The organism is Saccharospirillum salsuginis, from assembly GCF_014651855.1.
GTDB classification, from domain to species: Bacteria; Pseudomonadota; Gammaproteobacteria; order Pseudomonadales; family Natronospirillaceae; genus Saccharospirillum; species Saccharospirillum salsuginis.
This window is the reverse complement of the sequence record NZ_BMXR01000003.1, coordinates 43,982-58,617: the sequence shown is the minus strand read 5'-3', so window position 1 is coordinate 58,617 and position 14,636 is coordinate 43,982. Positions and strand designations below refer to the sequence as shown.

Genomic DNA, 14,636 nt, shown 5'->3' with positions numbered 1-14,636 from the left:
AGGCGTTCGGAGCCCCGAATCAATGACGACCGGTATGACCAAAGCCACCGTCGGCGCGATCGCTCTGGTCGAAATCCTCGACCCAGTCGAAATCGGCCTGCACCACCGGCACCAGAACCAGTTGCGCCAGACGCTCGCCGGGTTCGATGGTGAAGGTCTCGTATCCCCGGTTCCAGCAGGAAACCATCAGTTCACCCTGATAGTCCGAATCGATCAGACCGACCAGGTTGCCGAGGACGATGCCGTGTTTATGACCCAGACCGGAGCGCGGCAGAATCATGGCGGCGTAGGCCGGGTCTTCGATGTGGATCGCCAGGCCGGTGCCGATCAGCTTGGTCTGGCCGGGTTCGAGCACCTCGGGCGCGTCCAGGCAGGCGCGCAGGTCGAGACCGGCCGAACCCTCGGTGCCGTAAGTCGGCAGGGGAATGCTGTCACCCAGGCGGGCATCGAGTTTCTTGATCTTCAACGTCTTTTTCATGAACGGTCCTCGAGAATAATCGGTGTCGTCCGGTTTGTGACCGGGCAGGCATGTATTTAGCTAAGCAGTTCGCAGTCGTCTCTGAAATCTGCTTGCCGTGTAGGGTGGGCACCGCCCACCAGCTTGTGGTAAGCAACCACGCCACAAAAACTTCAGCCAAGAGACAAGCCGGAGCCAAAGTATCCTTCCATGGTGGGCAGTGCCCACCCTACCGACTACGAAACTCCTACTGGAATCTTCTAGGTGCCCAGTGATCGGGCGAAGGCCTCGACCAGAAAGCGGGCGACCTGTTGCTTGCCGGCCGGGCCGAACGGCTCGCTGTGGTCCCGACCGACCAGCAGGATCTCGTTGCTGTCGCTGCCGAAGCCGATGTCCGTGCGCGAAACGTCGTTGGCGACGACCCAGTCGACCCCTTTCTTCGACAATTTGCGACGGGCATAGTCTTCTACGTTCTGCGTTTCGGCGGCGAAGGCGACGACACAGGCGGGCCGCTTGTCGGACCCGGCGACGCCGGCAACGATGTCCGGGTTTTGCACCAGCTTGAGCGTCATCTCGGACTGGCCGGGCTGTTTCTTGATCTTGTGCGCGGCGTCCTCGGCCGGACGGAAATCCGCCACCGCCGCCGTGGCGATGAACAGATCCGCTCCCGGGCTCCGGGCCAGGGCCGCCTCGTACATCTGTTGTGCCGAAACCACATCGATGCGGGTCACGCGTTCCGGTGTCGCCAGATCGACCGGCCCGGCGATCAGCACCACCTCGGCGCCCGCCTCGGCGGCGGCCCGGGCCAGGGCGAAGCCCATCTTGCCGCTGCTGTGGTTGCTCAGATAACGCACCGGGTCGATCGCCTCCCGGGTCGGTCCGGCGGTAATAACGACCCGGCGACCGGTGAGCAGCCCCGGGGCAAAGCAGCCGGCCGCCAGTTCCACCAGTCCTTCCGGTTCCAGCATCCGGCCCGGCCCGACATCGCCACAGGCCTGCTGGCCGGCATCCGGCCCGAACCAGCGCAGGTCCGGGTAGGTATCGCGCAGGCGTTGCACATTGGCCTGGGTGGTCGCGTTCAACCACATCTTCTCGTTCATCGCCGGCGCCAGTGCGATCGGGGCTCGGGTGGCCAGGCACAGGGTGGTCAACAGGTCGTTGCCCATACCGGCCGCCATCCGTGCGATGAAATCGGCCGTGGCTGGCGCGACCAGCAACAGATCCGCCCAGCGCGCCAGCTCGATGTGGCCCATGCCCATCTCGGCTTCTTCGTCGAGTAGACTGTGATGCACCGGCTTCCCGGAAAGCGCCTGCAGCGTCAGCGGCGTGATGAATTCCTTCGCGGCATCGGTCATCACCACCCGCACCTCGGCTCCGGCGCGCATCAGCTCGCGCACCAGCTCGGCCGACTTGTAGGCGGCGATACCACCGGTAATGCCGACGACGATGCGTTTGTTGACCAGTGTTTGCATTCGGGTGCCCCGGGCGTGAAAATAGGTTCGCTAGAATACCACAAGGGTGTGGTGTTCCTCATCGACAACGCTCTTTCAGGAGCAGGGACACAGGGACTGACAGTTATGTCAATCAAGGACTGGCCGGCGTCCGACCGGCCACGCGAGAAACTCCTCTCACTGGGCGCCGACGCCCTCACCGATGCCGAACTGCTGGCGATCTTTCTGCGCACCGGCCTGCCCGGCCAGAGCGCCGTCGACCTCGCCCGGCAACTGCTGTCGGACTATGGCGGCCTGACCCCGCTGCTCTCGGCCGAACAAGCCCAGTTCTGCCACGGCAAAGGGCTGGGCATGGCCAAATACGTCCAACTGCAGGCGGTACTGGAAATGGGCCGCCGTTATTTGCTCGACGAACTGCGGACCGGCCCGGCCCTGACGTCGCCCGGCGATACCCGCCGATTCCTGCTGGCCCAGATGCGCGGGCTCAAGCACGAAGTCTTCTCGGCCATCTGGCTCGACAACCAGCACCGGGTGCTGGCTTACGAACCGCTGTTCAACGGCACCATCGACGGCGCCGCCGTCTACCCGCGCGAAGTCGTCCGTACCGCCTTGAAACACAACGCCGCAGCGGCCATCCTGGCGCACAACCACCCGAGCGGCGTGGCCGAGCCCAGCCAGGCGGACCGGCAGATCACCGATCGCCTGGTCGACTCCCTGGGCGCCATCGATGTTAGGGTGCTCGATCACATGGTAGTGGGCTCCGGTGTTGTGGTCAGCTTCGCCGAGCGTGGCTGGATATAAAGATTGTTGGATCCGGAAGCTCTCAGTGTGAAATGGTTGACCGAAGGCTAGCGCCGGATTCCGGGTACATGTATTCGGGGATGTCGGCCGCCAGGACGGCGGCCGTCAAGCCCCCATGGATGGGTTCACGGCGACCCCGAATACATGTACCCGGCAGCCGGTGCGGGTTCTGGCACCCCAAATGCAACCACAAGGTCTGAGTGAGCGGAAACACTGTCGAGTACAAAAAATCGCCATTTCTGCTTGAGGTAAGGCGCTCCTTCTGGTATAAATCGCGCCTCATTTTATCCGGGCCCCGGATCGACAGGGCGGATCGGGGGCTGATATCCCTGCCTGTTAAGGGGTGTCGGGTCGACCGAACCAATACACCATCGGGGGGTCGATCCGTTTACTCAAACGTCGGTGTCACCGAAGAATCGGAGGCGATTGCAACATGTCTAGAATTTGCCAAGTTACAGGTAAGCGTCCTGTAACCGGGAACAATGTTTCCCACTCTCACATCAAAACCAAGCGTCGGTTTTTGCCGAACCTGCACACTCACCGTTTCTGGGTTGAGGGTGAAAAGCGTTTTGTGAAGCTGCGTGTTTCCTCCAAGGGCATGCGCATCATCGATAAGAAGGGCATCGAGTCGGTTCTGTCCGACATTCGTGCTCGTGGCGAGAAAGTCTAAGGAGACCGGCCATGCGTGATAAGATCAAGTTGGTGTCCAGTGCCGGTACCGGTTTCTTCTACACCACAGACAAGAACAAGCGTAACACTCCGGACAAACTGGAATTCAAAAAGTACGATCCGGTTGTTCGCAAGCACGTGATGTTCAAGGAAGCCAAGATCAAATAAGATCGGCTTTCGACAAGAAAACCCGGCCATGCCGGGTTTTTTTATGCCCGAAATTTGTTACCAGCTCAGATGGGCACCGTGGCAAGGCGAGGGTGCCGGGTGCTCCCCTTTGGGGATGTCGGCGCGCAGGACGCGCGCCGTCAAGCCCCCATGGACGGGTTTACGGCGACCCCAAATGGGAGTACCCGGTGGCCTCGCCGAACCCTGGCGCTACTCCAGCCGTGCCATAGAGAGGCCAAGGCCAGGGGGTAAACCCCTCCGGGGTCGCCGTAAATACGTCCATGTAGGCTTGGCGACCGCATCCCTGCGGTCGACATCCCCGGAGAGGTTCACCCCCTACCCTCGTCCCCCGCACCTTTAGTTGCCACCGCTCCAGGTAAATTTGGCCGGCTATTGCCTGGCTCCTGGTATTCGCTGTGCGATAATTGCCCGCGATTGATTTCGAGAGTGACTATGCCTGAATTACCTGAAGTTGAGACGACCCGTCGTGGGATCGAGCCGCATATCCTGGGGCGGCGGATCAGTCGGTTGACCGTGCGTGACAGTCGTCTGCGGTGGCCGGTGCCGCCGGAATTGCCCGAGCAGGTGCAGGATCAGAAAATTCTGGCGACGCACCGGCGGTCGAAGTATCTGTTGATCGAGCTGGAACGGGGCGTGTTGATTGTGCATCTGGGGATGTCGGGCAGTGTGCGTGTCCTGTTGGACGATCCGACGCCCGGGAAGCACGACCACATCGATGTGGAGCTGGATAACGGCATTCGGCTGCGCTACAACGATCCACGCAGGTTCGGGGCCTGGTTGTATACCGAGGCGCCGATCGAGGAGCATGAGTTGATCGCGCATTTGGGGCCGGAGCCGTTGACCGAGGCGTTCAGTGCCGAGTATTTGTTTCAAAAAAGTCGCAAACGTAAGACGAAGATCAAAACTTTTTTGATGGATGCCCGTATCGTGGTCGGGGTGGGGAACATTTACGCGAACGAGGCGTTGTACCTGAGCGGGATTTATCCGCATAAACCGACCGGGCGGTTGACGCGTAAAGAGAGCGAACGCCTGGTGGCGAATGTGAAGCAGGTGCTGGCGCTGGCGATCAACGAAGGCGGTACGACCTTGCGCGATTTCGTCGGCGGTGACGGCAAACCGGGGTATTTCGCCCAGTCGCTGAACGTCTACGGTCGGTCCGGTCTGCCCTGCCGGCGCTGTGAGACGACGATTCGCGAGTTCCGTACGAGTAACCGAGGTACCTTTTTCTGCCCGACCTGCCAGCCTCGTTGAGGGCGGTAGGCACTGATTCGAGGAGTCACTGTGAAACTGGACGATATTCGACGCGATTATTTGAAAGGCGGCCTGAACCGGGAGGATCTGGCGGATTCGCCGTTCGAGCAGTTCGAGCGCTGGATGCAGCAGGCGATCGACGCCGAGCTGACGGCGGACCCGACGGCCATGGTGCTGGCGACGGTGGATGCCGACGGTAAGCCGAGCCAGCGGGTGGTGTTGTTGAAGGGTGTGGAAGACGGCGGATTTGTGTTCTATACCAATTACGACAGCCTGAAGGGGCAGGACATCGCCCGCAATCCGCAGGTGTCGCTGCATTTCGGCTGGCTGCCGATCGAACGGCAGGTGATCATACAGGGCGAGGCCGAAAAGGTGAGCGGTGAGGTGTCCGACCGGTATTTTCAGTCCCGCCCGCGCGCCAGTCAGATCGGTGCCTGGACCAGTCATCAAAGTCAGCCGGTTGAATCCCGCGAGGCTCTGGAAGCGACCTTCAAGGCGACGGAAGAACGCTTCGTCGATCAATCGGTACCGACGCCGGAATTTTGGGGCGGCTACTGTGTGAAGCCGACCAACATCGAATTCTGGCAGGGCCGGGCCAGCCGGTTGCATGATCGCTTCGTCTATCGTCTGGAACAGGGGCGGTGGCAGGTCGAGCGCCTGCAGCCCTGAATGCCCGTCGGTGTGGTGACCGGTAACGCGACCGTCCGAAAGTGTAAAGCTGGCCGGTCACGGTAACACCTCGATCACGGGGCCGTTGGAGTTGCCAATGTCCCCGTCCCGATGCATGTTTAAGGGTGTCTTACACTGGCCCAATGACACCATGACTCAACTGACCTACTCCGACTATCTCAAGGTCGATGAACTGATCGACCTGCAAGACCCGCGCAGCGAACCGGAAGAACACGACGAGCTGCTGTTCATCATCATCCACCAGACCTACGAGCTGTGGTTCAAGCAACTGCGTCACGAGCTGGCGTTCCTGATGGAACGGCTGGACCAGGACGATGTGCCGCGCGCCTTCCACACCCTGAAACGGGTGCTGAAAATCTTCAAGACGCTGGTGTCCCAGATCGATATTCTGGAGACGATGACCCCGCTCGAATTCGAGAGTTTTCGCAGCCGGCTCGATACCGCCAGCGGATTCCAGAGCTATCAGTTCCGCGTCGTCGAATTCATGCTCGGCCACAAGCGTCCGCAACCGATGCAGTTTCAGCCCGAGGGTTCCATCGGACGTGAATTGCTGGAAGCCGCGTATCACAGCCCGTCGCTGTGGCAGGTGTTTTTGAGATACCTGCAGCGTGCCGGATACACAGTGCCCGAGGACGTGTTCGAGGTCGATGTCACGGCACCGACCGAACCCAACGAGACCGTGCAGGACTCGTTGTTGCGCGTCTATGAAAACAATCACCAGTTGTCCGAACTGTGCGAACTGCTGGTCGATCTGGACGAGGGCTTGCAGGAGTGGCGCTATCGTCACGTGAAGATGGTGCAGCGCACCATCGGCACCAAGGGCGGCAGCGGGGGTTCCTCCGGTGCCGAGTATCTGATGAAAACCTTGTTCAAGCCGGTGTTCCCGGATCTCTGGGACATCCGCGCCCGCATCGGAGTAGCGACATGAAACCCAACCGCGACTGGCAGGACCGGGCCCGGGATCTGCAAAAGCACTATCGTCGATTCAAAGTCGACGAACGCATTCTGTTGACCGGCCATTCCCACCAGGCCTGGCCGGATGTCGCCTTTGACGGTCAGATGGAAGCGATTGAAGATGCCGCGCGGTTTGTCGACGACAAATGGTCAGTCGCCTTTGAAAAAGCGGACCGGGTGCGTGCCGGCTATGCGCGAATGCTCGGCGACATCAGTGGCGAGTACGTGCTCGGCACCAATACCCAGGAACTGCTGGTGCGTTGGTTGTCGGCGCTGCCGCTGGATATGAAACCGAAGCTGATCACCACCGACGGTGAGTTCCACTCTATGCGTCGCCTGCTGGACCGCTTGAACGAAACCTCGGTGGAGGTCGTCAAGGTCGCCGCGAATCCGGTCGGCACCCTGGTGGAACGCATCATCGATGAACTGGATGAACGCACCTCGGCCGTCATGTTGTCCGGCGTCCTGTTTCAGACCGGCCGCGTTGTGCCGATGCTGAACGAACTCGAAGACGCGACCAACGATCGGGGCATCCCCTTGCTGGTCGACGCCTACCACGCCGTCAACGTGCTGCCCTGGTATCTGCCGGAGTTGGGACTGGAGCAGGCCTTCATCGTCGGTGGCGGTTACAAGTACTGCCAGTTCGGTGAGGGCAACTGTTTCCTGCGGGTGCCGAAGGAGAACGATTGGCGACCGGTCGTTACCGGCTGGTTCGCCGAGTTCGCCACCCTGCATCAATCGCCGGGCAGTGAGGTTCAATACGGCAATGGTCGCTGGGCTTTTGAAGGTTCCACCTATGACCCGACCAGCCACTACCGCGCCTCCGCCGTGCTGGATTTTTTCGAGCAGCAGACGCTGACGCCCGAAGTGTTGTATGCCCACTACAAGGGGCAACAACAACACCTGATCAGCCTGCTGCGGGAAAAAGACTGGCCGGACCATCTGACGTTGCCGACCGACGAACTCGACACCATCGGCGGTTTTCTGGTGTTGAAAACCGCGAAAGCGGCCGACATCGTTCAAGGGTTGCGGCAGGAAGGCGTCTTTACCGACAGTCGCGGGGATTCCCTGCGGCTGGGTCCGGCGCCCTATGTGACGGCCGAGCAGTTGAAACAGGCGGTGGATGCGCTGCACCGGGTAGTCACCGGCTGAAGACCCTGTGCGCTACTGAACCATTATTGGGCGGGACACCATTATGAAAGCCGTCGTTTATCATCAGTATGGACCGCCATCGGTTCTGCACAGTGCCGATGTGGCCGAACCCCGACCCGATAAAGGTGAAATCCGCATACGGCTTCACGCCTGTGAAGTCACCAAGGGCGATTGCGAGCTGCGTCGTTTTCGCTTTGCCGTGAAATGGTTCACGGTGCCCCTGCGGTTGGTTCTGGGTGTTCGTAAACCCAGACGCCCTGTCCTGGGAGGGTACGTAGCCGGTGTTGTTGATGAAATTGGCGAGGGCGTTTCAGGGTTTAACGTCGGTGACGAAGTATTCGGCAGTACCCAGCTGCGGCTGGGGGGGTACGGTGAATACGTGTGCGTGCCCGAATCCTATACCTTGGTACCCAAACCGGAGAACCTGAGTTTTGCGGAAGCCGCGTCGGTACCGCTCGGCGGATTGAATGCCCTGCACTTCATGACATTGGCTGACGTGCAGCCGGGGCAGCGGGTGTTGATCAACGGCGCCGGCGGCAGCATAGGCAGCTACGCCCTACAAATCGCCAAGTTGAAAGGCGCACATGTCACGGTCGTGGATGCCAAACACAAAGCCGCTTTCTTGCAGGCACTCGGTGCCGATGTGTTTCTGGATTATCGGGATACGCCGTTTTATCAAGTCTGCGAGCCCTTCGATGTCATTCTGAACATGGTTGCCCAGGGCCGCTTTCGGCACTTTATCGATGCCTTGACGCCTACCGGTCGATATCTGATGGCGAATCCGAGAATCAGCGACATGTTGAACGCCTTACGGGTAAAGTGGTTCAGCCGACGCCGGGCGATCTTCTCCTTTGCGGGTGAAACAATCGCCGAATTGCGCCAATTGAGTCAGTGGTTGGCCAGCGGTCAGATTCGCCCCGTCGTTGATCGGACGTTTTCGTTGGACGAAGCGGTACTTGCCCATCAGCGTGTCGAGGCCGAAGATCGACTAGGTGCTGTGGTTTTAGTGCATTCCAGTAGCGAATGACGGGTACTCGTTACCATCGTGTCGGTCGCAACCGCTGTCGGCTATTAAATCTTCAGTCGATGATGTGCACCGGATTTTCGCTCGCGCTACCGACCTGAAAGTGACCGATCTTAATACTGTCGGGCTGCTGCCGTTTGAAGTCCGACCAGTCCGGTTCACTGAGTGCGACCAGCAACCCGCCCGAGGTTTGAGGATCCAACATTAAGCGCGTCATGGTATCGTCAACGGACGCCTCAATGTCGCAGTTCAGGCGATAGGGTTCCAGCTGTGGCGCCAGGGAGGATTGCCAGCCGCGCTCCAGCAATTTCATTGCGCCGGTCAGTGCCGGCACGGCGGCGGCATTCAGCGTCGCCCGTAAGTCTCCCTCGACCAGCATCTCCAGCAAATGCCCGATCAACCCGAAGCCGGTCACGTCGGTGACCGCATGCGGTTCGATGGTCTTTAATGCCTCAAACGCTTCCCGGTTCGAAGTCAGCATGCTTTCCCAAGCCGCATCCATCGCCTCCGCCGGTGCCTGGGCGGCCATATCGGCGGCGAGGATGACGCCGGTGCCGAGGGGTTTGGTGAGCACCAGCACATCGCCCGGTTGCGCACCGGTTTTTTTCCAGGCTTTGCCCGGTTCCAGTTCGCCGTTGGCGACGATGGCGAGGTGTGTCTCGCGGCCTTCGGTGCTGTGGCCGCCGGCCAGGCCGACGTTCTGGTCGTGCAGGGCCCGGCCGACGCCGGCCATCAGTCGGGCGAAGTCGCGCTGTTGCAGACGCGGGTGGTTGAAGGCGAGGTTGACCCAAACCTGGGCGGAAACGGGGTCGGCACCCATGGCGTAGAGATCGCTCAGGGCGTGGTGCACGCTGACCTGGCCGAGCCGGTAGAGGTCGTCCGAGAAGGCGCGAAAGCCGTCCAGGCTCTGGACCTGCAGGCGCCCCGGAGTCGGTTGCCAGAGGCTGGCGTCCTCGGCCTGGCTCAGGGCCGGGTTGAGGCCGGGCCGGTCGGCGCGCGGCAGTTGGGGCAGCGTCTCTTGCAACAGGGCCGGGCCCAGTTTGCTGCCACAACCGGCGCAGTGCATCTTATTGGGCCTGTCGTCTCCCATGGCCATGGGTTCGCCCGGGGACTGGAGTTTGTCCATGAAGGCTCGGTCGATGCGGTTTTTCCAGCGCCAGACCCAGTCGCCGTGCACGACGAACCGGCCCTTGTTGCCCACGGCTTTTTGTCCGCCCAGGCTCAGCAACGACAGAAAATTACGCTGCAGATCAACCGGTTTGAGCGGTTCGCCGGCGAAGGCGCGTTGCAGGTTGTCGTACAGAAAGGGGGCCTGCCGCACGGCATAGACGCCGGCTTTGGGCCTTGGGTCGAACACCATCTCGGCGACGTCGCCGGTGGCGAACACGTCCGGATGGGAGGTGCTTTGCAGTGAACGGTTAACGGCGATGAAACCGTTATTGGCGGTCTCCAGGCCGCTGTGTGCGGGCCAGTCGGGCGCACTGGCCTGGGTGCACAGGATGGTCTTGTCCAGAGTCAGGGCGTTGCCATCGACGGCCAGCAGACCGGCCCGGGTGACGGAGCTGACCCGGAAGCGCGGGTGCCGTTCGATGTCATAGTCGTCCAGAGCCTGTTCGGCGGCCCGAACCACAGCTTTCGGATAGCCGGACAGAATCTGTTCGCCGGAGTACACCAGGTGGAACCGCACCGAGTGGTTCGGACCGAGCCGGTGCGCCATGGCCAGCACCAGTTCCACGCCGCCCGCTCCGGCCCCGATCACGCCCCAATGGCGTTCGGCTCCCGCTCCGGCATCGGCCAGCAGGCGTTGCCACTGTTCATGGAAATGGCTGACCGGCTTGACGCCGAACGCGAATTGGCGGGCTCCGGGCAGGGCGAGATTCGGCGTTGAGCCGGTGTCGAAGGACACCTTGTCGTAGGACAGCGGTGGCTGGTGCTCGATGTCGAGTTGTTTGCGGTCCGGGTCGAGCCCGGAGACGCGGCCCTGAACGAAGCGAACGCCGGCCCAACGGCACAGGCGGTTCAGATCGATGTGGACGTCGTCAGGCTGGTAATGTCCGGCTACCAGGCCGGGCAGCATGCCCGAATAGGGCGTCAGCCGGGATTCGGACACCAGGGTGACGCGTACGTCGGCCAGGGGTTTCATCGCCAGTTTCCGAATCAACAGGGCATGGGCGTGGCCGCCGCCAACCAGGACCAGATCGCGTTCGCTCATGCCGCCTGCCGTGCCAGCCAATCGAGGATGTTGTCGTGCCGCCCCCGGAAAATCACCAGGTGGGATCGTTTCTCCAACTGGTAGCGGTACATGGGGTCGTAGTAATCCGTCAGCAGCGACTCGATCACGTACTCGAAGCCTGCCCAGTCGCTGTGTTTTTCCAGACCCTGCACCGCCTGAGGCAACACGTCCTGCAACTGTTGGTGTTTCAGACCGCCGAGACGCTTGCGAATGCGATGGAGGTTGTTGGCGATATAGTCTCGCAGGGCCTCGAAGGGCGCCTCGGGCTCGGCGACTTCGAAGTGCGCCAGGGCGTGGCGGACATAATCGGTTTTCAAACGGTCGATCCTCTGTTGTATGTCCGCTTCCAGCACAATGAGTGGGGCCGCCAACATACGCGACTGCAGCTCGGGCAGGAGATTGATCCGGCCGATCAGGCGGGATTCGTCTTCGACCAGAACCGGGCCGTGTGGTTCCCGATCCAGCTTCGCCCAGTCGATGGCGATGCGATTTTCCCAGTCGATCTGGCTGGGTTGCTCGGTGAAGGTTCGACCGAAGGCGCTGCCCCGGTGATTGGCCCGGCCTTCGAGATCGAGGCTGGTCGGCCAGGCCTGGATCAATTCGGTTTTGCCGCTGCCGGTCGGCCCGGCCAGAACCTGCAACGGCTGGCTGTCGAGCCGGGTACTCAGGGCGTCGAGCAGGACACGGCGCAAGGCCTTGTAGCCACCCCGGATCAGGGGGTAGTTGATCCCGGCCTCGCGCAACCAGGCCTGGGTGGTGTTGGAACGCAGCCCGCCGCGAAAACAGTAGAGGTAGCCGTCGGGATGGGCGCGGGCGAATTCACTCCAGGCGCGTAGGCGCTGTTCCCGGATGTCGGGCGTGGCGAGTTCCAGCCCGAGCTCGATGGCCGATTGCTGACCCGCTTCTTTGTAGCGAATGCCGATCGCTTCGCGCTGTTCGTCGTCCAGCAGCGGCAGATTGGTGGCATTCGGGAAGGCACCCTGCCGGAATTCGACCGGTGCGCGCACGTCCATCAGAGGCGTGTCGTTCAGGAAGAGGTCCAGGCGGGCGTCGATGTCGTCGCGCAAAATCGGGCTCAAGGTGGAGAATCTGGGGCAGGATTATGCGGGTGAGTGGCGGCTCAGGCAACCGACCCGTCAGTCGCCACGAATGTCGGACCAGCGGCGGGCCGGGCCGACGCAGTGGCCCTGAATGTAATCGACGCCGCACTTGTGGGCCGCTTCCATGACGTCCAGCGTTTCGACGAACTCGGCCACTGTTTTCTTGCCCAGAGAATGCGCGATCTGGGTGATGGCCAGGACCACGTGGCGATCCATCGGATCGCTGACCAGACCCTGAATGAACAGTCCGTCGATCTTGATGTAATCGACTTCCAGGTGTTTGAGCTGGCCGAAGGAGCTGAAGCCGCTGCCGAAATCGTCCAGCGCGAAGGTGCAGCCCAGGCTGCCCAGCTGGGTGATCAGTTGCTGGGCCGCGTCCAAATTGGTGATGGCGGTGGTCTCGGTGATCTCGAACGACAGCCGGCCGGGATCGACCCGATAGTCGATCAACAGTCGGGTGATGTCATCGACCAGTTCCGGGTCGGTCATGGTCTGGGCGGACAGATTGACGGCGATGTTGCGCACCGGCGCCTCGGGTTCGCGCGCGAGCAGGGCGATGACTTTTTCCACCACCAGCCGGTCGATGGCCGGCATCAGGCTGAACCGCTCGGCGGCATTGAGGAAGGCCCCCGGCGGAATGAGTTCCTGGTGTTCACCGGGCAGGCGCAGCAACGCCTCGTATTGCAATTGGTCCGGTCCGGCCAGGTCGTGCAGCCGGTCCCAGCAGGCGTCCGGGTCCGGGTCGTCTCCGTCCCGCAGGGTCTGCGAGGCCGGAAAGACCGGCTGAAACACCAGTTCGAATTCATCGTTCTCAATGGCCGCGCGCAGGCGGTTCGACCAGCCGAGATCCCGGTCCATCAATCGGCGGTGTTCGTTCTCCGGCGAATAGAGGTGGGTCTGGTTGCGGCCCTTTTCCTTGGCGATGTGCACGGCCACATCCGCGTGCGCCAGCACCTCGCCGGGGGATTCGGCATCGGCATCGATCATGGCGATGCCGATCGAGCCGTTGATGTTGTAGTGCATGTCGCCGTAGCAGAAGCTGTGGTTGGCGAGCATCTGCCGGAAGGATTCGGCCGCGTTCTGGATCTGGGTGCGGTCCAGGTTGCGCAGGATCAGCGCGAACTCGTCGCCGCCAAGCCGCGCCAGGGTGTCCTGACTGCGCAGCCGGTTGCTCAGCCGGTGGCTGACCTGAATCAGCAGTTCGTCGCCGGCCGCGTGGCCGGCGGTGTCGTTGATGTACTTGAACTGGTCCAGGTCGATCAGCAACAGGGCGCTGCAGTTTTTCGAGCGCGACACCCGCTGTACTTCCTTTTGCAGTTCCTCCTCGAAATAGTGGCGGTTCAGCAACTTGGTCAAGGCGTCGTGATTGGCCTGCCAGCGCAGTTCTTCTTCCATCAAATGGCGGGCGGTCACATCGCGAAAGGCGACCACCGAGCCCTGGCGGTCGTTTTCGATCTGCACCGGGTAAACGGTGCCTTCGACCGGGAAGCTGTTGCCCGCCTGGGTCCAGAACAGGGTGTGCCAGTCGGACAGGCGTTCGCCGGTCTGGTAGGACTGGGACAGGAAGCAGCGGTTCGACGGTTTGGGGGTGCCGTCGCTGAACGAATGGTGAAACAGGGCGTGGGGGTCGCGACCGACGACGACATCGTCTTCGGTGAAACCGAGCAGCGACCGCGCCAACGGGTTCATGAAGGTGATGCGGCCCCGGTTGTCGACGCCGTACACGCCGTCGCCCACCGAGTTCAGCAATCCCTCCAGATGCTTGCTTTCCCGTTCGATCACGCGACGGTCGAGCACCGAGCGGCTCATGGCGTCCACACGCGCGAGAAACAGGGCCTGCGCTTCGTTCTTGAACATGCATTCGACGGCCCCGGCCCCGAGCGACGACTGGATGACATTGTCCATGTAGGTGCCGGTCAGGATGGAGGTGGTCACACCGGCGGTGCGACTGTCGTCGCGCAGCAGCCGGCAGAGTTCATCGCCGGTCTGCTCGGGCATGAAATAATCGATAATGGCCAGGTCGAAGGGTGTGTCCAGCGCCTTCTGGTAGCCTTCCCGGACCGAGGCGGCGGTTTCCACCTGGTAGCCGTGGCCGGTCAGTAAACGGTTGTAGGTCACGCGGACCGTTGGTGAATCGTCGACCAGCAGGACCTTGATGCTGGCCCGGTCGATGTCCTGATTGGTGTTGGGTTGCGGCGCGTTCAGTTTGTTCAGCGCCGTGATGCACTCCGGGATTTCCTCGATGTTCTCCCACAGCAGCAGGGCGGAATGCGGTCGGCGGGTGACCCAGCTCTTGCGCGCCGGATCCTGTTCCTCGCTGACCACGATGACCACCAGGTGATGGAAGCCGGGTTCCTCCAGCAGAACCAGCAGGTCGTCGACGGCATTGCTGGTGTTGCGCGGCCAGCCGAGCACCAGGGTGCCGAAGGCTTGGGATTCGCCTTTCAGGATGGCCTGGGCCTGGCGGAAATCTTCCAGAGTGTCGGGTTCGAACCCTTGTGCTTTTAGCCGCTTGACGAGCGAGTACCGCATGGTGGGCGACTGCTCGACTACCAAGATGCGTGACATGAAGGCCCCCGGACGCTTGACGCTAGTGAGTATAGTGCAGTCCGACGGATACGGCGGGTCGGAAGGGTGAATCGTGGAGAATATCAATACGCGATCC

General features: G+C 61.6%; 13 protein-coding genes. 8 read left to right on the top strand and 5 right to left on the bottom strand.

Annotated elements, in window-relative coordinates; genetic code table 11:
• Positions 1-19: 19 nt before the first annotated feature.
• Complete coding sequence (dut, locus tag IE111_RS06465; protein ID WP_189607706.1) at positions 20-478, bottom strand: dUTP diphosphatase; 459 nt, start codon at positions 476-478, stop codon at positions 20-22.
• 239 nt (positions 479-717) lie between these two features.
• Positions 718-1,929 (bottom strand): bifunctional phosphopantothenoylcysteine decarboxylase/phosphopantothenate--cysteine ligase CoaBC, encoded by a 1,212-nt coding sequence (gene coaBC, locus IE111_RS06460; RefSeq protein WP_189607705.1) that lies wholly within the window; start codon positions 1,927-1,929, stop codon positions 718-720.
• Between the two features lie 105 nt (positions 1,930-2,034).
• Between coaBC and radC the strand changes: the two genes are divergently transcribed.
• From radC to IE111_RS06420, 8 genes are all read left to right on the top strand, one after another.
• Complete coding sequence (gene radC, locus IE111_RS06455; protein ID WP_189607704.1) at positions 2,035-2,709, top strand: RadC family protein; 675 nt, start codon at positions 2,035-2,037, stop codon at positions 2,707-2,709.
• A gap of 433 nt (positions 2,710-3,142) precedes the next feature.
• A complete protein-coding gene (gene rpmB / locus IE111_RS06450) occupies positions 3,143-3,379 on the top strand; it encodes a 50S ribosomal protein L28 (protein ID WP_189607703.1) in 237 nt (78 codons plus the stop codon).
• Positions 3,380-3,390: 11 nt separating this feature from the next.
• A complete protein-coding gene (rpmG, locus tag IE111_RS06445) occupies positions 3,391-3,546 on the top strand; it encodes a 50S ribosomal protein L33 (RefSeq protein WP_189607702.1) in 156 nt (51 codons plus the stop codon).
• A 453-nt stretch (positions 3,547-3,999) separates the two neighbouring features.
• Positions 4,000-4,818: a bifunctional DNA-formamidopyrimidine glycosylase/DNA-(apurinic or apyrimidinic site) lyase gene (gene mutM / locus IE111_RS06440; protein WP_189607701.1), complete on the top strand. Its 819-nt coding sequence runs from the start codon at positions 4,000-4,002 to the stop codon at positions 4,816-4,818.
• 30 nt (positions 4,819-4,848) lie between these two features.
• A complete protein-coding gene (gene pdxH / locus IE111_RS06435; RefSeq protein WP_189607700.1) occupies positions 4,849-5,487 on the top strand; it encodes a pyridoxamine 5'-phosphate oxidase in 639 nt (212 codons plus the stop codon).
• A gap of 151 nt (positions 5,488-5,638) precedes the next feature.
• Positions 5,639-6,436, top strand: coding sequence for a tryptophan 2,3-dioxygenase (locus IE111_RS06430; protein ID WP_189607699.1), 798 nt, complete (start codon positions 5,639-5,641; stop codon positions 6,434-6,436).
• Entirely contained in the window at positions 6,433-7,614 is a 1,182-nt protein-coding gene (locus IE111_RS06425) for a kynureninase/PvdN C-terminal domain-containing protein (RefSeq protein ID WP_189607698.1), read from the top strand. Before IE111_RS06430 ends, IE111_RS06425 begins: the two co-directional genes overlap by 4 nt.
• A 43-nt stretch (positions 7,615-7,657) precedes the next feature.
• Positions 7,658-8,641 carry an NAD(P)-dependent alcohol dehydrogenase gene (locus IE111_RS06420; RefSeq protein ID WP_189607697.1) on the top strand — a complete coding sequence of 328 codons (984 nt, stop codon included), beginning with the start codon at positions 7,658-7,660 and terminating at the stop codon, positions 8,639-8,641.
• Between the two features lie 52 nt (positions 8,642-8,693).
• Here the strand turns inward: IE111_RS06420 and IE111_RS06415 are convergent, their stop codons facing one another.
• The 3 genes from IE111_RS06415 to IE111_RS06405 are packed head-to-tail and all read right to left on the bottom strand — an operon-like array spanning position 8,694 to position 14,539.
• Positions 8,694-10,850, bottom strand: coding sequence for a selenide, water dikinase SelD (locus IE111_RS06415; RefSeq protein ID WP_189607696.1), 2,157 nt, complete (start codon positions 10,848-10,850; stop codon positions 8,694-8,696).
• Positions 10,847-11,950 (bottom strand): tRNA 2-selenouridine(34) synthase MnmH, encoded by a 1,104-nt coding sequence (mnmH, locus tag IE111_RS06410; protein WP_229805265.1) that lies wholly within the window; start codon positions 11,948-11,950, stop codon positions 10,847-10,849. The genes IE111_RS06415 and mnmH overlap by 4 nt, the downstream gene beginning before the upstream one ends.
• 57 nt (positions 11,951-12,007) lie before the next feature.
• Entirely contained in the window at positions 12,008-14,539 is a 2,532-nt protein-coding gene (locus IE111_RS06405; protein ID WP_189607695.1) for an EAL domain-containing protein, read from the bottom strand.
• Positions 14,540-14,636 lie beyond the last annotated feature (97 nt).

Bases quoted from the DNA above. Each gene is read 5' to 3' on its own strand.
- dut (WP_189607706.1), bottom strand. From the start codon at position 478: ATGAAAAAGACGTTGAAGATCAAGAAACTCGATGCCCGCCTGGGTGAC.
- coaBC (WP_189607705.1), bottom strand. From the start codon at position 1,929: ATGCAAACACTGGTCAACAAACGCATCGTCGTCGGCATTACCGGTGGT.
- radC (WP_189607704.1), top strand. From the start codon at position 2,035: ATGTCAATCAAGGACTGGCCGGCGTCCGACCGGCCACGCGAGAAACTC.
- rpmB (WP_189607703.1), top strand. From the start codon at position 3,143: ATGTCTAGAATTTGCCAAGTTACAGGTAAGCGTCCTGTAACCGGGAAC.
- rpmG (WP_189607702.1), top strand. From the start codon at position 3,391: ATGCGTGATAAGATCAAGTTGGTGTCCAGTGCCGGTACCGGTTTCTTC.
- mutM (WP_189607701.1), top strand. From the start codon at position 4,000: ATGCCTGAATTACCTGAAGTTGAGACGACCCGTCGTGGGATCGAGCCG.
- IE111_RS06430 (WP_189607699.1), top strand. From the start codon at position 5,639: ATGACTCAACTGACCTACTCCGACTATCTCAAGGTCGATGAACTGATC.
- IE111_RS06425 (WP_189607698.1), top strand. From the start codon at position 6,433: ATGAAACCCAACCGCGACTGGCAGGACCGGGCCCGGGATCTGCAAAAG.
- IE111_RS06420 (WP_189607697.1), top strand. From the start codon at position 7,658: ATGAAAGCCGTCGTTTATCATCAGTATGGACCGCCATCGGTTCTGCAC.
- IE111_RS06415 (WP_189607696.1), bottom strand. From the start codon at position 10,850: ATGAGCGAACGCGATCTGGTCCTGGTTGGCGGCGGCCACGCCCATGCC.
- IE111_RS06405 (WP_189607695.1), bottom strand. From the start codon at position 14,539: ATGTCACGCATCTTGGTAGTCGAGCAGTCGCCCACCATGCGGTACTCG.